Source organism: Kitasatospora sp. NPDC005751 (genome assembly GCF_040630835.1).
GTDB lineage: Bacteria > Actinomycetota > Actinomycetes > Streptomycetales > Streptomycetaceae > Kitasatospora.
On the sequence record NZ_JBEXYC010000012.1, the window covers coordinates 20,479 to 37,342 of the forward strand.

Consider the following 16,864-nt stretch of genomic DNA (forward strand, 5'->3'; position numbering starts at 1 on the left):
CGTCCGAGCGTAGCAAGGCCGTCTGCCGGCAGATGATCCCGTGAACAACGATCCCGCGGGGCGGCGACCCACGGTACCGGCGGGGCGGGGCGGGCGGCGGGCGCGGCCCGGCCTACGGAATGCCGAGCTCGAACAGCGCGTACCCGGCGTACCAGCCCGCCGCGAGCGTCGGCATCGCGCACAGGCCCAGCAGGGTGGGCACCTTCACCCGGCGCAGCGCGACCGCCAGCCCGATGAAGAGCGGGAAGGCGGGCAGCAGGTAGCGCGAGATGTTGCCGAAGATCTGGTTGCTGCTCAGCGCGGTGAAGACGGTCAGCAGCGTGTAGACCACCAGGACCAGCGGCGGCCGGATGCGCAGCAGCAGCACCAGCAGCGCGGGCAGGAGCATCAGCAGGGCCACCGCGATCAGGTCGGGCGCGGGGTTGGACTGCCAGAAGTCCCAGTGCCCGGTGATCACGTCCAGGAAGGTGCGCGAGGTGGAGGCGCCCCAGTCGAAGTAGCGGTTCCAGGCACCCCGCTGCAGCTTGAAGTAGCCGCCCCAGTCGCCCATCCGGTAGCCGACCCAGCCGACGTACCAGAGCAGGCCCCACGGCGTGATCAGCATCGCGGTCAGCGGTCGCGCGACGCCGTCGGTGCGCCGGACCAGAGCCACCAGCGCGGAGATCGAGACGGCCGCGATCAGCGCGGCGGCGGTGGGCCGGTTGAGGCCGGCCGCGAAGGCGAGCAGGCCGGCGGCGGGCCAGCGGTGGGTCATCACGCAGTAGCAGGCCCAGGCGGAGAGGGCGACGAACAACGAGTCCGAGTAGACCGCCCACTCGACGCCCGACCCCGGGAAGAGGCCCCAGATCACCGCCGCGATCACCCCGGCCCGGAACCCGCCGAGCCGCTCGGCGACGGCGAAGACGCCGGCCGCCGCGACGAACGAGGCCACCACCGAGACCGCGATGCCCGACCCGTAGGGGCCGAGCCCGGTGACGGCGCCGACCAGGCGCATCAGCCACGGGTAGAGCGGGAAGAACGCGGCCGAGTTCTCGTAGTAGGTGGCGAGCGGGAAGCCGTGCAGCGGGACCAGCTGCGGGTGGTAGCCGTTCTCGGCGATCCGCTGGTACCAGACGCCGTCCCAGGTACCGAGCACGTCCCAGGGCTGGGCACCACCGCCGCGGCCCGGCTCCTTCCGGAGGAAGTCACCGGTGTGCGAGAGCAGCAGCAGGAGCACGGCCAGGCCGGTGGCCTTCACCACCGCGTACGCGCCGAGCGCGGGCGCGAACCGGTCCACGACGGCGCCGAGGCGGCCCTGCCGCCCGGCCTCGGCCGAGGGGGCGCCGGTGCCGGACGGCTCGGCGCTCGCCGGCTCCGCGCTCGATGTACTCGATGCCGTGCTCATCAGCTCTGGACTCCCGCCCCCGCTCGTGGTCGGCGCGGCCACGATCGCGCCGCCGAGCGAGCCTACGGCACGGGATCGGGCCTCTCCGGCCGACCTTCCGGTGCCGCCCCGGGCCGGTCGCGGACCCGCCCCGGACCGGGCGCGGCCCCGGGCAGCGGGCCGCCGCCGCCCGGGTGGGGCGGCGGCGGGGTGGGCGGGGCGGGTCAGCCGTGCAGGTAGACGATGCCGAGCTTGGTGAGCCGCCAGAGCTGGTTGGCGGCGCCGGTGTCGGTGGCGAGCTCGACCAGGGTGTTGCCCTTGGCGTCGCGGCTGCCGCCGGCGGTGGCGACCTTGGTGCGGTCCTGGGAGTCGGCCAGCTTGTAGAGGCCGTCGCCGGCCGGCTCGAAGACCCAGTGCTGGTTGCCGCCGCCGTTGCAGCCCCACTGCTGGAGCCGGGTACCGGAGGCGGTGGAGCCCGCGTCGGCGTCCAGGCACATGTTCCGGTTGCCGCTGAAGTCGAGCTCGTAGCCGCCGCCCTGCTCGGCCTCCAGGACGAAGGACTGGTTCAGCCCGCCGGTGGGGGTGTAGGTGAGGGCGCCGCGGCCGTTGGTGGAGTCGCCGTAGGTGCCGCCGCCGGAGAAGTCGAGCGCCTTGCCGTCGGCGGCGGAGGTGAGCTGGTACCAGGCGCCGTCCTCCGGCCCGTCGCCGAACGGCTTCCCCGGGGTGAGCGGCTGGATGGAGGTGGTGTTCCGCTGGTCGAGGGTGCAGTAGGCCTGCTGCTGGTCCGGCCTGGCGTAGAACTGGCCGAGGCAGACGCCCTCGCCGCGGTAGCCGGCCACCCGCAGGTGGTAGGACTGGCGGACCATGTTCATGCAGAGGCCGGGGATGCCGATCTGCTGGTCGCAGCCGTTGCGGATCCACTCGGCGAGGTTGATCACATCGCCGTTGGTGTACTCGTACGGCGAGCTGGTCCACTCGGCGCAGACCTCGTGGCCGAAGGCGACCCGGCGCTGGTCCAGGTACCGGACGCCGGGCACCTGTTCGGCCGCGGCGCGCAGGGTGTCGCTGAAGAGCGGGACCACCCAGTTGTGGCCCCAGGCGAGGTCCTCGGGGAACGCCGGGCAGCCGTCGGCGACCTTGCCGACGTAGTCGTTGCGGCGGATGTCCGGGGTGATCGGGTTGAAGTAGGACTGGTAGACCAGCTGGTAGGCGCTGTCGGCGTAGCCGGCCCGGCGCATGGTCTGCCGGATGTCGCGCAGCGCCGCGACCACCTTGGGCTGGACCGCCCTGGCCCGCTCGGCGATCTCCGCGCTGCCGATGGTGTCGCGGCAGCCCTGGTCCTTGGGGACGGGGAAGTACTGCGCGAGGCAGTGCATCATGATCCCGCTGAAGTCGAAGTCGTCGTTGGCGCCGATCGTGACGACGACCATCTTGACGTCGTACCGGCCTGCCACGTCCGCGAGTCGGACGTCCTGCTTGGGCTCGCCGAAGTCCCCGCTGCCGGGGCCGGTGATGGCGGCCAGTTCGGGGTCGCTGACCAGGTCGCCGGTCTGGGCGCCGGAGCAGGCCAGGTCGATCGGGGTGACGTCGGGGATGCCGGTGACGAAGATCTCCGACTTGGGGTGCCGGTGGCAGTAGTTGGTGGGCGAGTCGGTCTCGGGGAAGTAGCCGTCACCGGTGTCGGTGCCGGCGCCCTCCCCGGAGATGGCGCTGTCGCCGAGGGCGACGACCGCGGCCGGGCGGCCGGTGGCGGAGGCCGCGGAGGAGGCGCCGGAGTCGGCGAGGGCGGTGGGGGCGCCGACCAGACCGAGGGCGGCGACGAGGGCGCCCGTCGCGAGCAGTGCGCCGTAGGGGGAGCGGCGCGCGACCGACCGGGATCCGCGCGCGCCCGACAGGGGTGACCTGATCACTCGTGACTCCTTGCGGGGTGGGGGCCGCCCGGCCGGGGACGCCGGACGGTTCGGAGCAAAGAAAGGTGAGCAGGTCTCATATTCTAGGTACTGACAAGTAACGCAACAAGGCTCCGGACAGCACCGGCCGGGACGCCCCCGGCCGGGCCGGCGTCCGCCGGCGGCGCCGGAGAACGCGGAGAGCCGCCGCCCCGCGCCCCAGGAGGGAAGCGCGGAACGGCGGCTCGCGCCGGCCGAACCGGGCGTCGGTCAGCCCGCGTTGACGCAGTGGTTGCCGAACGCCGGGTTCAGCAGACCGATGATGTCGATGGTGTTGCCGCAGAGGTTGACCGGGACGTGGACCGGCACCTGGACCTGGTTGCCGGAGATGACGCCGGGGGAACCCGCGGCGACACCCTCGGCGCCGGAGCTGGCCATCGCGGTGCCGGCACCGGCCGCCACGATGCCTACCACGGCGGCACCGACGGCGGCCGTCTTCTTGATGCTCATAGGAGCCTCCTGACTGATCGACAGAACTGCACGGGGAGTGCGACATCTAGAACGACACCCGTCCGGCCCGGTTGCTGCACCGCCCCCTTTGTCACCCGGCTGGCCCAACGGGCCCGGGCCTCCCGGCATTCGGGTGATCACCGGACCCGACCGTTTCCCTCCGGCCACTGCCTCGTTCTCCCTCTCGGAACCCGTTCCGCACAGGCCCACGAGACGAATCGAGTACCGCACATGCGCAAGCTCGCCCACGGCGCCCTCGGCACGGCGGCCACCGCCGCCCTGCTGGCCGCCGGCGCCGGCGTCGCCGTCGCCCACCACGCCCACGGCGCGTCCGCCGAGGGCGTCGCGGCCGGCTCGCCCGGGGTGGCCTCGGGCAACCAGTTCGAGATCCCGGTGCACGTCCCGGTGAACCTGTGCGGCAACTCCGTCGACGTCGCCGGCCTGCTCAACCCGGCCTTCGGCAACCACTGCGCGAACGCCTGAGCCGGCGCGGAACGGCCGCCCGGCCCACCGGGCGACCCATCGACTCCGGGAGATCCGCCGCCGGTCCGAGCCCGTCCGGAATCGCTCCTGGTCGCGCGTCTGCGCGAGTTGTTCCCGGCCGTGCGGGAATTCCTCGCGACGCGCTGGTGCAGCGGCGGCCTCCCATCGTCCAAGCCACGGGCGACACGCGCCACTTGGGCCGCCAGAGTGACAATCACGGCAATCCCAGAAACCAGCGGGCGATGATTTCCCTTCGCCCGGCTCCCGACTCATTCCATTGACGGTCGGGCAGAAAACGGAGGAAGAACCACATGCGTAACCTCAAGAAGGCCGCCGCCCTGTCCCTCGCCGCCGCCGGCCTGGTCGTCGGCGCGGCCGGCGGCGCGTTCGCCAGCTCCGGTGCCGAGGGCGTCGCCGCCGGCTCCCCCGGTGTGCTCTCCGGCAACCAGATCCAGATCCCGGTGCACATCCCGGTCAACGTCTGCGGCAACTCCATCGGGGTCATCAGCATCCTGAACCCGGCGTTCGGCAACAACTGCGCCAACATCGGCTGAACCGGCGGTCGCCGCACCGGCGACGGCAGTTCCACCGAGTCCGTGCCGCATCCCGCCCCCGGGCGGGGTGCGGCCCGCTCAACCCGTGTGTGATCGAGGAGATCAACCCCATGCAGAACGTGAAGAAGGCCGCCGTCCTCTCCGCCGCCGCTGCCGGCCTGGTGCTGGGCGCGGCGGGCTCCGCCGCCGCCAGCTCCGGCGCCGAGGGCGTGGCCGCCGGCTCGCCCGGCGTGCTCTCCGGCAACCAGCTGCAGATCCCGGTGCACATCCCGGTGAACCTCTGCGGCAACTCCGTCAACGTGATCGGCGCCCTGAACCCGGCGTTCGGCAACAGCTGCGCCAACGTCGAGGCGCACCCGCAGCCCGCCGACGACTGCTGATCCCCGATCGGCACGCGTACCGGCCGAACTGCCCCCCGTCCAGCCGGTCGGGGGGCAGTTCGGCATACCCGGGCGCAGTACGGCCGCCCGGGGACCCGATCTCCCGAAGGTGACTGAGCATGGTTGCGAAGAGCATGGTTTCGATGAAGAGCGGGGCCGGCCTGGCCGCCGCCCTGGGCGCCGCGATGCTGCTCGGCGCCGGCGCCGGCACGGCGCACGCGGCGCCGGCCGAGGGCGGCGCCAGCCTGGCCAAGACCGACCTCGCCCAGGCGCTGGGCGGCACCACCACCGGTCTCGGCTACGGCATCGCGCCGGTCAAGGACCTGCGCGTCGACCCCTGGGCCAACTCCTCCGCCGACGTGCTGAACAACGGCGCGACCGTCCAGCCGGAGAACACCGGCCTGGCCCCGGTCAGCACCAGCACGCTGACCGGTCCGCTGAGCGCCGGCGGCGGTCCGCGCGACCTGCCGGTCGTGGGTCAGCTGCTCGGCGCCCTGCCGGGCTGAGCACCGGCGCCGCACGGCCGGGAGCCCGGCGCGCCCTCCGCGGGGAGGGGGCGCCGGGCTCCCGTGCGCGCCGGGTCGGCCCGGACCGGCTCAGAGCTGGGCGAGCCCGGTCAGACCGCTCTGCTCCACGACACCGGTGGTGGTCGCCGTGGCGGTCGTGGCGAGGTCCCCCACCGAGTCGGTGACGGAGATCCGCTCGTCCTCGTTGCCGAGCGTCGCCTTGGCGCCCGGGACGGCCTGCACCGCGCCGGTGACCAGCCGCGGGTCGATCTCGCCGACCTTGAGCGTGCCGTCGGCCAGCTGCCCGGTGCCGTCCTGGGCCAGCGCGAGCGGCTTGCCCAGGCCGATCCCGGGGGTGTCGGCGTGCAGCGGGGCGGCCGGGGCCTCCAGCAGCAGCTCGCCGAGGTCGGCGCCCTGGTCGACCAGCGGCAGCGGGAGCTCCGCCTTGGCCGAGGGGCCCACCTTGCCGGTGCCGAGCTGGGGCACGATCCGCTCCGGGAGCAGCTCGTTGCCGGTGGTGCGGCCGGGGACGGCCGGCATCACCAGGGAGGTGGGGATGCCACCGGAGATCCGGCTGTCGAGGGGTGCGAGCGGGATGTCGAGGGGGACCTGCTGGGTGGCCAGCCGGTCCTCCAGGGCCCCGACCTGGTCGGGACTGACCGCGGCGGCGGAGGCCGCGCCCTGGGAGGCGAGCACGCCCGCACCGACCGCCAGCAGCATCGCGCCGGCCCGCTTGGAGAACTTCATGCTTTTCACCGTTCTGCCTGTCCGTACTGGGGATCTGGGGGTCGGCCGCGCGCAGGGCGCAGCCGAAAGCCATCTGTCTCAACGAGACACCCGGAGCCCTGATTGCGGCCGTTAACCGGTTCGGCCTAATAATCCGACCGGAATCCCCCGGAAGTCGCGCCTCCCGGACTCTTTTCAAGAATCCCCGTAACCTTCCGTGGCGTCATTCTTTGATCTGAATGTCAGTGACCGCAGACCGGGCCTGAGCGTTCTACGCGTTGTACGCACGGAAACCAAAAGCATTCCAGAGAGGGATCTCCCCATGATCCAGAAGTCCTTCGCCGCCGCCGGCCTGGCCGTCGCCGCGCTGGCCGCCGCTGCGGCGCCGGCCTCGGCCATCGCGGACTCGGACGGCTCCGCCGCGTCCCTCCAGGGCAACGGCGGGACCAACTTCACCGGCACCGTCGGTGACAACAGCCCGAACTTCCACTTCCTGGACAACGCGAACGTCTGCCTCCCCGAGATCCACAACATCGCGGTCGGCGTGCTCGGTGTGGCCGTCCCGGTCGAGGTCCCGATCGCCAACAGCGGTGGCAAGCAGTACTGCACCCAGGGCCAGGGCACCCAGAGCAAGGGCGACTCCGGCGTCTCCCACCTCATCGGCTGACCTGCCGACCCCGCACCACCTCCTGAACCACCCTTCGAATCGCTCCCCGATTCATCCCCCGAGAGGAAACCCGAAATGATCAAGAAGACCCTCGCCGCCGCCGGCCTGGCCGCCGCCGCCATCGCGATGTCCGCCGGTTCGGCCTCCGCCATCGCCGACTCGGACGGCTCGGCCGTCTCCGCCCAGGGCAACGGCGGCACCAACCAGACCGGCACCCACGGCAACAGCTCGCCGAACTTCCACACCCTGGACAACGCGAACATCTGCCTGCCGGAGGTCCACAACATCGCGGTCGCCGTCATCGGCGTCGCGGTTCCGGTCGAGGTCCCGGTCCTGAACAGCACCCCGAAGCAGATCTGCAACGTCGGCCAGAACACCCAGTCCTCGGGCGACGCGGGCGTCTCGCACCTGATCGGCTGATTGCCGCCACAGGACAGCGACGGAGGGCCCGGGGACGTGTCCCCGGGCCCTCCGGGCTTCGGTGGATCGACTGTCCGGTCGGCCCGTACCCACGGGCGCGGGCCGTCCGGGTGACAGGCCGTCGGGGCGGCGCGTGGAGCGCCGCGGCCGACGGCAGCGTGTGTTCACGTGTCAGTGGCAGGGCGCTCCGACCGAGCGCTCCGGAAGAGAGGGCAGATCCAATGAAGAACAAGCTGGGCAAGGCCGCGCTGACCGCCTTCGGCGCGCTGGCGCTCGCGGGTGTCGCCACCCCGGCGTTCGCGCACGTCGGCCTGGCCGGTGGCGGCGAGTTCGTCGCCTCCGCGCACCCGGTGTTCGCCGCCGGTGAGTGGTACGGCCTCGCCCACACCTCGCACATCCACACCGGCGCGCATGCGTTCGGCGCCGCCACCTCCACCGACGCGCTCGGTGGCCTGGAGGGCTTCGCCCACGTCGGCTGACGCCCGGGTGGTACGACGGAGGCCGGACCCCGCCCGGGGTCCGGCCTCCGTCGTGCTCACGGCTCCGACTACTTGATCATCGCGGCGGTTTCGAGCGCCCAGTAGGTGAGGATCTGCTCGGCCCCGGCCCGGCGGATCGAGGTCAGCGTCTCCAGGATCATCCGCTCCCGGTCGATCCAGCCGTTGGCCGCGGCGGCCTCGACCATCGCGTACTCGCCGGAGACCTGGTAGGCGACGACCGGCACCGGCGAGGCGTCGGCCACCTGGCGCAGGATGTCCAGGTAGGCCATCGCGGGCTTGACCATCACCAGGTCGGCGCCCTCGGCGACGTCCAGCTCCAGCTCGCGCAGCGACTCCCGGGCGTTCGCCGGGTCCTGCTGGTAGCTCTTGCGGTCACCCTTCAGCGAGGAGCCGACCGCCTCGCGGAACGGGCCGTAGAACGCCGAGGCGTACTTGGCGGTGTAGGCGAGGATGCCGGTGTCCTGGTGCCCGGCCTCGTCCAGGGCCTTGCGGATCGCCCCGATCTGACCGTCCATCATCCCGGACGGGCCGACCAGGTGGACGCCCGCGTCCGCCTGCACGCGGGCCATCTCGGCGTAGCGCTCCAGGGTCGCGTCGTTGTCCACGCTGCCGTCGGCGGCCAGCACGCCGCAGTGGCCGTGGTCGGTGTACTCGTCCAGGCAGAGGTCGGACATGACCACCAGGGAGTCGCCGACCTCTGCGACCACGTCCCGGATCGCCTGCTGCAGGATGCCGTCCGGGTTGGTGCCCTCGCTGCCGACCGCGTCCTGCACCGCGGGCACGCCGAACAGCATGAGGCCGCCCAGGCCCGCCTCGGCCGCCTCGACCGCGGCCTTGCGCAGCGTGTCGCGGGTGTGCTGGACCACGCCCGGCATCGACGACACCGGGACCGGCTCGCGCACGCCCTCGCGGACGAACAGCGGCAGGATCAGCTCCGCCGGGTGCAGCCGGGTCTCGGCGACCAGCCGGCGCATCGCCGGGGTCGAGCGCAGCCGGCGCGGGCGAACGTACGGGAATTCAGCGGACACGGCTTCTCTCTCCGAACGGTTGGGCGGCGCCGGGGGCGACGGTCGGCCGCCCCCGGCCCCGGTTGGTCGGGCGCCGGCCTCAGCGCGCCTTGCGGCGCGAGCCGGGACGGCGCTCGCTGGGCCGGTAGACCGGCTCGCCCGCCGCGGTCGCGGTGTCGCGACGCCTGGCCCCGAAGTCTGCCAGGGCCTGGGCCAGCGCGGCCGCCGACGGCGCCGGGGCCATCACGTCGACCCGCAGGCCGTGCTCCTCCGCGGTCTTGGCGGTGGCCGGGCCGATGCAGGCGATGACCGTGACGTTGTGCGGCTTGCCGGCGATGCCGACCAGGTTCCGCACGGTCGAGGACGAGGTGAACAGCACCGCGTCGAAGCCGCCGCCCTTGATCGCCTCGCGGGTCTCGGCCGGCGGCGGCGAGGCGCGCACCGTCCGGTAGGCCGTCACGTCGTCGACCTCCCAGCCCAGCTCGACCAGGCCGGCGACCAGGGTCTCGGTCGCGATGTCGGCGCGCGGCAGCAGTACCCGGTCGATCGGGTCGAACACCGGGTCGTACGGCGGCCAGTCCTCCAGCAGCCCGGCGGCGGACTGCTCGCCGGACGGCACGAGGTCCGGCTTCACGCCGAAGTCCACCAGGGCCTGCGCGGTGGTCTCGCCGACCGCCGCCACCTTGATCCCGGCGAACGCCCGGGCGTCCAGGCCGTACTCCTCGAACTTCTCGCGGACGGCACGCACCGCGTTCACCGAGGTGAAGGCGATCCACTCGTAGCGGCCGGTGACCAGGCCCTTGATCGCCCGCTCCATCTGCTGCGGGGTGCGCGGCGGCTCGACCGCGATGGTCGGCACCTCCTGCGGCACCGCGCCGTACGAGCGCAGCTGCTCGGAGAGGCCGGTGGCCTGCTCCTTGGTGCGCGGCACCAGGACGTTCCAGCCGAACAGCGGCTTGGTCTCGAACCAGGAGTGCGAGGCGCGGTGCGCGACCTGCTCGCCCACCACGGCTATCACCGAGGTCGCCGGGTCCACCGGGGCGGAGACCGGCGAGGGCAGCACCCGGGCCACCTTGAGGTCCGCCGCGATGGTGGCCAGGGTGGCGGTGAAGGTGCGCTGGCGGGTGGTGGTGCCGGAGAGCGTCGCGCTGAGCGCCGACTCCGGCTTGCGGCCGTTGGAGACCAGCGCGTTGGCGGTGGCCGGCAGCTGGCCCAGGGTGGTGCGCACCACCAGGGTCGTCTCCGGCGCGCCCAGGTCCACCGGGCTGCCGGCGAGCAGCGCGGCGCCGTCCACGAAGCGGACGTCGGTACCGCCCACACCGCGCAGCGGGACACCCGCGTAGGCCGGCACGCCGACCGACTGGGCGACGCCCGGGATCACCTCGAAGTGGATGCCGTGGCCCGCGCAGCCGAGCATCTCCTCGGCGGCGCAGCCGTCCAGGCCGGGGTCGCCGTCGACGGTGCGCACGACGTGCTTGCCCGAACGGACCGCCTCGGCGACCAGCTCGGCCAGGTCGAACTCCGGGCCCTCGGCGCCGGGGGTGTGCACCTGCACACCGGCCGGACAGTGGCTGCGCACGGCGGCGGCGGTGAGCGGGTCGGCGACCAGGACGTCGGCCGAGGACAGCACCTCGACCGCGCGCAGGGTCAGCAGGCCCGGGTCCCCGGGGCCCGCGCCCAGGAAGGTGCACCGGCCCGCGGCGGGCGTCCCGCCCGGGAAGGGGCTGTCGGCCGGGAACGGCGTCTCGGTGGCGGCGGTGGGGCTCATCGGGCTCGCTCCCCCATCAGGGCGGCCGCGCCCGCGTCGAGCAGCCGGGCGGCCAGCGCGCGGCCGAGGGCCGCCGCCTGCCGCTCGGCGGTCTCGTCGAGGACGATCGGACCGTTGGCGGACATCTTCAGCAGGGTGGCGCCGTCGACGGTGCCGACCACGCCCTCCAGCCGCAGTTCGTACTCGTGGCCCCAGGTGGCCAGCGCGGCGACCGGTGCGGAGCAGCCGGCCTCCAGGGTGGCCAGCAGGGCGCGCTCGGCGGCGACCGCGGCCCGGGTGGGGGCGTGGTCGAGGGCCGACAGCGCGGCGGCCAGCTCACCGTCGGCGCGGGCGCACTCGATGGCGAGCGCGCCCTGGCCGGGTGCCGGGAGCATCAGCTCCGGGTCGAGGTGCTCGGTGACCTCGGCGGCGCGGCCGAGCCGGTTCAGGCCGGCGGTGGCCAGCACCACCGCGTCCAGCTCGCCGGAGGCCACGAAGCCGATCCGGGTGTCCACGTTGCCGCGGATCGCCACCGTCTCGATCTGGGCGCCCCGGCCGCGGGCCCAGGCGTTGAGCTGGGCCATCCGGCGCGGGGAGCCGGTGCCTATCCGGGCGGTGCGCCCGGCGCCGGCCAGCTTCTCCACCAGCTCGTCCAGGGCCAGGCCCTCGCGCGCCACCAGGGCGTCGCGAGCGTCCTCGCGCGCGGGGACGGCGGCCAGCGCCAGCCCCTCGGGCTCGGCGGTGGGCAGGTCCTTCAGCGAGTGCACGGCGAAGTCGATCCGGCCCTCCAGCAGCGCGTCCCGCAGGGCGGAGACGAAGACGCCGGTGCCGCCGATCTGCGCCAGCGCCTCCTTGGAGGTGTCGCCGTAGGTGGTGATCTCCACCAGCTCGACGGGGCGCCCGGTGACCCTGGTCACCTCGCGGGCGACCATGCCCGACTGGGCCATGGCGAGCGCGCTGCGCCGGGTGCCGAGCCGCAGCGCTGCTGCGGTGGCGGCCGGGGCCTGGTCGGTGAGCGGTTGACCATTCATGAGGTGATCGTCCCGGTGGTACTCGTGGGATGGCTGACGGTTCATCTGGCGCCCCCGCCCGAAGGCTGGGTGCCGATCGGGGTGCCCGAGACCGCGTGCACGGCCGCCGGGTCGAGGTCGAACAGCTCGCGCAGCGCGTCCGCGTAGGACGCGCCGCCCGGCTCGGCGGCGAGCTGCTTCACCCGCACGGTGGGGGCGTGCAGCAGCTTGTCGACGACACGGCGGACGGTCTGGGTGATCTCGGCGCGGGACCGCTCGTCCAGGGCGGGCAGCCGCGCGTCGAGACGGCCCAGCTCGGCGGCGACCACGTCGGAGGCCATCGCCCGCAGCGCCACCACGGTCGGGGCGATCCGGGCGGCCCGCTGGGCGGCGCCGAAGGCGGCGACCTCGTCGGCGACGATGCCGGAGACGGCGTCGACGTCGCCCGCGCCGGGGGTGGCGGCGTGGGCCTGCGAGAGGCTCTCCAGGTCGACCAGGAGCGCGCCGGGCAGCTCGTGCACGGCGTGGTCGACATCCCGCGGCATGGCGAGGTCGAGCAGGGCGAGCGGGGTCCCGCCGGCGCGTGCGGCGACCGCCGCGGCGACGTCCTCGGCCCCGATCACCACGCCGGCCGCGCCGGTGCAGGAGATCACCAGGTCGACGTCGGCCAGCGCCTCGGGCACCTTGGCCAGCTCGACCGTCCGCGCCACGTCGGCGCCGAGGATCTCGACCAGGCGCTCGGCGCGCTCGGGGGTCCGGTTGGCGACCAGCAGATCGGTGACGCCGGCGCGGACCAGCGTGGCGGCGGCCAGCGAGCTCATCGAGCCCGCCCCGACCACCAGGGCGCGCTTGCCCGCGATCTCGCCCGCGCCGGCCGCGACCTGCTCCAGGCCGAAGGTGACCAGCGACTGGCCGGCCTTGTCGATGCCGGTCTCGCTGTGCGCCCGCTTGCCGACCCGCAGGGCCTGCTGGAACAGCTCGTTCAGGCCGCGCCCGGCGGTGTGCTGCTCCTGGGCCTTGGCCAGCGCGTCGCGCAGCTGGCCGAGGATCTGCCCCTCGCCGACCACCATCGAGTCCAGGCCGCAGGCCACCGAGAAGAGGTGGTGGACGGCGCGGTCCTCGTAGTGGACGTAGAGGTGGGAGGTCAGCTCCTCCAGGTCCACTCCGCTGTGGTGGGCCAGCAGCAGCGAGAGCTCGGCGACGCCGGCGTGGAACTTGTCCACGTCCGCGTACAGCTCGATCCGGTTGCAGGTGTTCAGCAGCGCCGCCTCGGCGACGGTCGCGGTGGCCGCCGCGTCGTGCAGCAGCCGGGTCGGGACGTCACCGGTCAGGGCGGCGCGCTCCAGCACGCCGACCGGGGCGGTGCGGTGGCTCAGGCCTACGACGAGGAGGCTCATGCCCGCCCCCCGGTGCCACGGATCCCGCACCGCACGCGCCCGGCCCGCTGCGACCGACGACCGCTCCGCACCGCGCGCACCTTCCCGATGGTTCGCTCGCTCACGCCGGCATCACCGCGGAGAGCTCGCCCTCGCCGCCGGCCTTGCCGGGCTTGGCCTTCGCCGGCGCCTCGTCGTCCTTGGCCGGCTCGGCGACCGGACGGGCCTTGCCGGAGCCGGCCGCGGCGCGGCGCAGCTTGGCCGCGGCCGCGCGGACCGGGCCGGGGGCGCGGTCCAGCACCGACTCGGTGCGGTCCGGCTCCTCGCCCGCCTTGCGCTGCTCGTGGAAGGCCAGGATCTGCAGCTCGATGGAGAGGTCCACCTTGCGCACGTCCACGCCGTCCGGAACGGTGAGCACCGTCGGGGCGAAGTTCAGGATGCTGGTGACACCGGCCTCGACCAGGCGGTCGCAGACCTGCTGGGCGGCACCGGGCGGGGTCGTGATGACACCGATCGAGACGTGCTGGTTCTCCACGATGGACTCCAGTTCGTCCATGTGGCGCACCGGCAGCCCGGCGGCGCTGCTGCCGACCACGGCCGGGTCGGCGTCCAGCAGGGCCGCCACCCGGAACCCGCGGGACGCGAAGCCGCCGTAGTTGGCGAGCGCGTGGCCGAGGTTCCCGATGCCGACGATGACGACGGGCCAGTCCTGGGTCAGGCCCAGCTCGCGGGAGATCTGGTAGACGAGGTACTCGACGTCGTAACCGACGCCGCGGGTCCCGTACGAGCCCAGGTAGGAGAAGTCCTTGCGCAGCTTCGCGGAGTTCACGCCGGCGGCGGCCGCCAGCTCCTCCGAGGAGACGGTCGGCACGGAACGCTCGGAGAGCGCGGTGAGTGCCCGCAGGTAGAGGGGAAGGCGGGCGACGGTCGCCTCCGGGATGCCCCGGGCACGCGAGGGTCGGCGCGCGGCGCCCTGGTCGGGCGTCTGCGAACTGCTCTGTGGTGATCGGCCGATTGCCACGGTGCTCCTGTGGGTGAAGCTGGGCTTTGGCAGCCAGGCTATGCGTTTGTGAACGTGTGCACAAAGATGGTGTCCGATTTGTCCCCGCACAGTGATGCGCATCACGCCGACGAGTCCATAGCACCGGTCCCCGTCGGCACCGCCGCCGGGGGCTGCGCACCGGGCGGCCGGAGGCCGTACGGCGGCTCCCGGCGGAGCTGCGGGACGACCGCCCCGGCGGCGCCCGAGCGGGCCCGGCCCAGCCTCGGCCACGGCACCCGGGCCGCCTCGCGCAGGGGCGCCGCCCAGTCGTCGGGCGGGCAGGAGGGCGCGTCCAGGCAGTGCCGGAGCAGCCCGGCGGTGGCCCGGGCGTCGCCCAGCGCGGTGTGCGCGGGGAACCGGCCCAGCCCGGCCGCCTCCGTGCAGGCCGCCAGACCGAAGCCGCCCGCCTCCGACAGGTGGGCGCGGGCCAGCCGCATCGTGCAGAGCAGCGGGACCGGCGGCAGGGCCACCCCGATCCGGGCGAACTCGCGATCGAGGAAGGCGTGGTCGCAGGTCACGTGGTGGCCGACCAGCACCCGGCCGGCCAGCAGCTCCAGCAGCCGCGGCGCGACCTCGCGGAACCGGGGGGCGCCCTCCACGTCGGCCTGGGCTATCCGGTGCACATGGGTGGGGCCGACCGGACCGGCCGGATCCAGCAGGGTGCAGAACTCGCCCTCGGGGCGGAGCCGCTCGTCCAGCAGGACGACGGCGACCTCGACCACCCGGTGCCGCCACGGGCTGCGGCCGGTCGTCTCCACGTCCACCACCGCGAAGCCCCCGCCGGCTGCGGGCACGGGCGTCCCTGGGGTCGGACCGGGAAGCATGGCGGCACTCCTCGTGTGCTCAGCCCCCCATGGGCGCGGACGAGTTCGATCGTAAGCCGACGAACATCGCCGTTCCCAGGCCCGGTACGGGATTCTTCACAACGATTCGGCGAACCGCCCCCGCCGGTCGGCGGGGGCGGTTCGCCGCCGTCAGGCGCCGAGCGCGGCGCGCAGGCGTCGCTCGTCGACCCGCCAGAAGTCGTGCTGACGCCCGTCGATCAGGGTGACCGGGATCTGCTCCCAGTACGCGCGGTACAGCTCCTCGTCCTGGGTGATGTCCTTCTCCTCGAAGGTCGCGCCCAGCTCGCCGGTCACCCGCACGATCACCTCCCGGGCGTCGTCGCAGAGGTGGCAGCCCGGCTTGCCGACCAGGGTCACGGTGCGGTCGGCCGGCTCGGGGCTCTGTTTCTTGTCACGTCGCAGCAGTGGGCTCACCCCGCCATTGTGCGCCCGCCTCACACCGGCCCCGACGCCCGGCCGGCCCGGGCACCGCCCGCCCGGGACCCGGCGCCGGACCGGTCGCTGTTCACCCGGTGGGCACGTCGCCGTCACGGCTCCTCCCGGCCCGGCTCGATATGCTCGACGGCATGGCCGTGCTCCGAAGGCTCACCCAGTCAAGGCGTTCCACCACCGAGCGGAACGCCCTGGCCGGCGAGGCCGCGGCCGAGGCCGCGGAGGCCGCCCTGCGGGCCGCCACGGACGCCCCGCACGACCCGGACGCCCCCGCCACGCCGACCGCCGCGCACGCGGCGACCGCCCCGGACGACTCCGACGAGCGGCCCGCGAAGGCCCCCAAGGCACCCGCCGGCAACCACACCCCCGAGCGGGACGACCCGCGCGCCGCCGCCTTCTTCGACTGCGACAACACCATCCTGCGCGGTGCCGCGATCTTCTACCTCGGCGTCGGCCTCTACCGCCGCGGCTTCCTCACCCGCCGCGACATCGCCCGGTTCGCCTGGCAGCAGGCCTGGTTCCGGCTGCACGGCACCGAGGACCCGGACCACATGGCCGACGCCCAGCACACCGCGCTCGGCCTCGTCGCGGGCAAGCGCACCGCCGACCTCGAAGCCATCTGCGAGGAGGTCTTCGAGGAGGTCATCGCCGAGAAGATCTGGCCCGGCACCCGGGCCCTGGTCCAGATGCACCTGGACGCCGGCCAGCGGGTCTGGCTGGTCACCGCCGCACCGCTGGAGGTGGCCCGGGTGATCGCCCGCCGGCTGGGCATGACCGGCGCGCTCGGCACCGTCGCCGAGGCCCGGGGCGGCCTGTACACCGGCCGGCTGGTCGGCGACCTGCTGCACGGGCCCGCCAAGGCGGCCGCCGTCGGCGCGCTGGCCCGGCGCGAGCGGCTCGACCTGGAGCGCTGCGCCGCGTACAGCGACTCGGCCAACGACATCCCGATGCTCTCGCTGGTCGGCCACCCGTACGTGGTGAACCCGGACGGCGCGCTGCGCCGCCACGCCCGGGCCCAGGGCTGGCGGGTGCGGGACTTCCGGACCGGGCGCAAGGCGGCCCGGGTCGGGCTCCCGGCCGCCGCCGCGCTCGGGGTGGCCGCCGGGGCGACGGCCGCCGGCATCGCCCTGCAGCGCCGCCACCGCGCCTGAGCCGCGGACCGGACCGGGGTGGGGGCCACGCCCGGCGGCCACCGCCGAACCACCCCCCTGCGAGGGTGACCGGCCGTCAATCCGTACACCGAACATGGCCCCCGTACGGGCTAACTCCCCTCCACCGGCCGGGAGCCCGAAGAGCCTGAACGAAGCTGTCACTGGGTGACCGGTTCTGATCGTTCGTCAGACGGGGAAAGTCGGGGGTTACCAGGGCCAACCAAGGGGAAACCGGCCGTCCGACCGCCTAATTGGT

Annotated in this window: 19 protein-coding genes; 8 read left to right on the forward strand and 11 right to left on the reverse strand. The window is 74.0% G+C overall.

Annotated elements, in window-relative coordinates; translation table 11 throughout:
- Positions 1–112: 112 nt before the first annotated feature.
- The 3 genes from ABZ497_RS14385 to ABZ497_RS14395 form a co-directional block, all read right to left on the reverse strand.
- Positions 113–1,384 carry a hypothetical protein gene (locus ABZ497_RS14385; RefSeq protein WP_359805113.1) on the reverse strand — a complete coding sequence of 424 codons (1,272 nt, stop codon included), beginning with the start codon at positions 1,382–1,384 and terminating at the stop codon, positions 113–115.
- A 203-nt stretch (positions 1,385–1,587) separates the two neighbouring features.
- Positions 1,588–3,273, reverse strand: a complete 1,686-nt coding sequence (locus tag ABZ497_RS14390) for an RICIN domain-containing protein (protein WP_359805115.1) — start codon at positions 3,271–3,273, stop codon at positions 1,588–1,590.
- A 249-nt stretch (positions 3,274–3,522) separates the two neighbouring features.
- Positions 3,523–3,762 carry a chaplin gene (locus ABZ497_RS14395; protein WP_329488290.1) on the reverse strand — a complete coding sequence of 80 codons (240 nt, stop codon included), beginning with the start codon at positions 3,760–3,762 and terminating at the stop codon, positions 3,523–3,525.
- A 231-nt stretch (positions 3,763–3,993) separates the two neighbouring features.
- Here ABZ497_RS14395 and ABZ497_RS14400 point away from each other — a divergent pair, with 231 nt between their 5' ends.
- The 4 genes from ABZ497_RS14400 (at position 3,994) to ABZ497_RS14415 (ending at position 5,685) form a co-directional block, all read left to right on the forward strand.
- Positions 3,994–4,245: a chaplin gene (locus ABZ497_RS14400; protein WP_329488292.1), complete on the forward strand. Its 252-nt coding sequence runs from the start codon at positions 3,994–3,996 to the stop codon at positions 4,243–4,245.
- A 311-nt stretch (positions 4,246–4,556) separates the two neighbouring features.
- Complete coding sequence (locus tag ABZ497_RS14405; RefSeq protein WP_329488293.1) at positions 4,557–4,799, forward strand: chaplin; 243 nt, start codon at positions 4,557–4,559, stop codon at positions 4,797–4,799.
- A gap of 110 nt (positions 4,800–4,909) precedes the next feature.
- A complete protein-coding gene (locus tag ABZ497_RS14410) occupies positions 4,910–5,179 on the forward strand; it encodes a chaplin (RefSeq protein WP_329488294.1) in 270 nt (89 codons plus the stop codon).
- Positions 5,180–5,298: 119 nt separating this feature from the next.
- Positions 5,299–5,685: a hypothetical protein gene (locus ABZ497_RS14415; protein WP_359805117.1), complete on the forward strand. Its 387-nt coding sequence runs from the start codon at positions 5,299–5,301 to the stop codon at positions 5,683–5,685.
- A 90-nt stretch (positions 5,686–5,775) separates the two neighbouring features.
- Here the strand turns inward: ABZ497_RS14415 and ABZ497_RS14420 are convergent, their stop codons facing one another.
- Positions 5,776–6,432: a hypothetical protein gene (locus ABZ497_RS14420; protein WP_359805119.1), complete on the reverse strand. Its 657-nt coding sequence runs from the start codon at positions 6,430–6,432 to the stop codon at positions 5,776–5,778.
- A gap of 301 nt (positions 6,433–6,733) precedes the next feature.
- Between ABZ497_RS14420 and ABZ497_RS14425 the strand changes: the two genes are divergently transcribed.
- From ABZ497_RS14425 to ABZ497_RS14435, 3 genes are all read left to right on the forward strand, one after another.
- Positions 6,734–7,078: a rodlet layer protein gene (locus ABZ497_RS14425; RefSeq protein ID WP_313764319.1), complete on the forward strand. Its 345-nt coding sequence runs from the start codon at positions 6,734–6,736 to the stop codon at positions 7,076–7,078.
- A 75-nt stretch (positions 7,079–7,153) separates the two neighbouring features.
- The gene (locus tag ABZ497_RS14430) at positions 7,154–7,498 is read left to right on the forward strand and encodes a rodlet layer protein (protein WP_329488298.1); all 345 of its coding nucleotides are present in this window, start codon (positions 7,154–7,156) and stop codon (positions 7,496–7,498) included.
- Positions 7,499–7,719: 221 nt separating this feature from the next.
- Complete coding sequence (locus tag ABZ497_RS14435; RefSeq protein WP_329488300.1) at positions 7,720–7,977, forward strand: hypothetical protein; 258 nt, start codon at positions 7,720–7,722, stop codon at positions 7,975–7,977.
- 68 nt (positions 7,978–8,045) lie between these two features.
- Here ABZ497_RS14435 and hemB read toward each other — a convergent pair whose 3' ends face one another.
- From hemB to ABZ497_RS14470, 7 genes are all read right to left on the reverse strand, one after another.
- Positions 8,046–9,026: a porphobilinogen synthase gene (gene hemB / locus ABZ497_RS14440; RefSeq protein WP_359805121.1), complete on the reverse strand. Its 981-nt coding sequence runs from the start codon at positions 9,024–9,026 to the stop codon at positions 8,046–8,048.
- Between the two features lie 79 nt (positions 9,027–9,105).
- Positions 9,106–10,773 carry a uroporphyrinogen-III synthase gene (locus ABZ497_RS14445; protein ID WP_329488302.1) on the reverse strand — a complete coding sequence of 556 codons (1,668 nt, stop codon included), beginning with the start codon at positions 10,771–10,773 and terminating at the stop codon, positions 9,106–9,108.
- The gene (gene hemC, locus ABZ497_RS14450) at positions 10,770–11,783 is read right to left on the reverse strand and encodes a hydroxymethylbilane synthase (protein ID WP_329488303.1); all 1,014 of its coding nucleotides are present in this window, start codon (positions 11,781–11,783) and stop codon (positions 10,770–10,772) included. Before hemC ends, ABZ497_RS14445 begins: the two co-directional genes overlap by 4 nt.
- Positions 11,784–11,824: 41 nt before the next feature.
- On the reverse strand, positions 11,825–13,159 hold the full coding sequence (locus ABZ497_RS14455) for a glutamyl-tRNA reductase (RefSeq protein ID WP_359805123.1): 1,335 nt from the start codon (positions 13,157–13,159) through the stop codon (positions 11,825–11,827).
- 100 nt (positions 13,160–13,259) lie between these two features.
- Positions 13,260–14,159 (reverse strand): redox-sensing transcriptional repressor Rex, encoded by a 900-nt coding sequence (locus ABZ497_RS14460; protein ID WP_359805125.1) that lies wholly within the window; start codon positions 14,157–14,159, stop codon positions 13,260–13,262.
- Between the two features lie 101 nt (positions 14,160–14,260).
- Entirely contained in the window at positions 14,261–14,974 is a 714-nt protein-coding gene (locus ABZ497_RS14465; RefSeq protein ID WP_359805126.1) for a 3'-5' exonuclease, read from the reverse strand.
- A gap of 180 nt (positions 14,975–15,154) precedes the next feature.
- On the reverse strand, positions 15,155–15,439 hold the full coding sequence (locus tag ABZ497_RS14470) for a glutaredoxin family protein (RefSeq protein WP_359805128.1): 285 nt from the start codon (positions 15,437–15,439) through the stop codon (positions 15,155–15,157).
- 152 nt (positions 15,440–15,591) lie between these two features.
- Here ABZ497_RS14470 and ABZ497_RS14475 point away from each other — a divergent pair, with 152 nt between their 5' ends.
- Positions 15,592–16,608, forward strand: a complete 1,017-nt coding sequence (locus ABZ497_RS14475) for an HAD-IB family hydrolase (RefSeq protein ID WP_359805130.1) — start codon at positions 15,592–15,594, stop codon at positions 16,606–16,608.
- The last annotated feature ends 256 nt before the right edge of the window (positions 16,609–16,864 follow it).

Excerpts from the sequence above, each read along its gene's own strand:
- ABZ497_RS14385 (WP_359805113.1), bottom strand. The coding sequence starts at position 1,384 with ATGAGCACGGCATCGAGTACATCGAGCGCGGAGCCGGCGAGCGCCGAG.
- ABZ497_RS14395 (WP_329488290.1), bottom strand. The coding sequence starts at position 3,762 with ATGAGCATCAAGAAGACGGCCGCCGTCGGTGCCGCCGTGGTAGGCATC.
- ABZ497_RS14400 (WP_329488292.1), top strand. The coding sequence starts at position 3,994 with ATGCGCAAGCTCGCCCACGGCGCCCTCGGCACGGCGGCCACCGCCGCC.
- ABZ497_RS14405 (WP_329488293.1), top strand. The coding sequence starts at position 4,557 with ATGCGTAACCTCAAGAAGGCCGCCGCCCTGTCCCTCGCCGCCGCCGGC.
- ABZ497_RS14410 (WP_329488294.1), top strand. The coding sequence starts at position 4,910 with ATGCAGAACGTGAAGAAGGCCGCCGTCCTCTCCGCCGCCGCTGCCGGC.
- ABZ497_RS14415 (WP_359805117.1), top strand. The coding sequence starts at position 5,299 with ATGGTTGCGAAGAGCATGGTTTCGATGAAGAGCGGGGCCGGCCTGGCC.
- ABZ497_RS14420 (WP_359805119.1), bottom strand. The coding sequence starts at position 6,432 with ATGAAGTTCTCCAAGCGGGCCGGCGCGATGCTGCTGGCGGTCGGTGCG.
- ABZ497_RS14425 (WP_313764319.1), top strand. The coding sequence starts at position 6,734 with ATGATCCAGAAGTCCTTCGCCGCCGCCGGCCTGGCCGTCGCCGCGCTG.
- ABZ497_RS14430 (WP_329488298.1), top strand. The coding sequence starts at position 7,154 with ATGATCAAGAAGACCCTCGCCGCCGCCGGCCTGGCCGCCGCCGCCATC.
- ABZ497_RS14435 (WP_329488300.1), top strand. The coding sequence starts at position 7,720 with ATGAAGAACAAGCTGGGCAAGGCCGCGCTGACCGCCTTCGGCGCGCTG.
- ABZ497_RS14445 (WP_329488302.1), bottom strand. The coding sequence starts at position 10,773 with ATGAGCCCCACCGCCGCCACCGAGACGCCGTTCCCGGCCGACAGCCCC.
- hemC (WP_329488303.1), bottom strand. The coding sequence starts at position 11,783 with ATGAATGGTCAACCGCTCACCGACCAGGCCCCGGCCGCCACCGCAGCA.
- ABZ497_RS14455 (WP_359805123.1), bottom strand. The coding sequence starts at position 13,159 with ATGAGCCTCCTCGTCGTAGGCCTGAGCCACCGCACCGCCCCGGTCGGC.
- ABZ497_RS14475 (WP_359805130.1), top strand. The coding sequence starts at position 15,592 with ATGGCCGTGCTCCGAAGGCTCACCCAGTCAAGGCGTTCCACCACCGAG.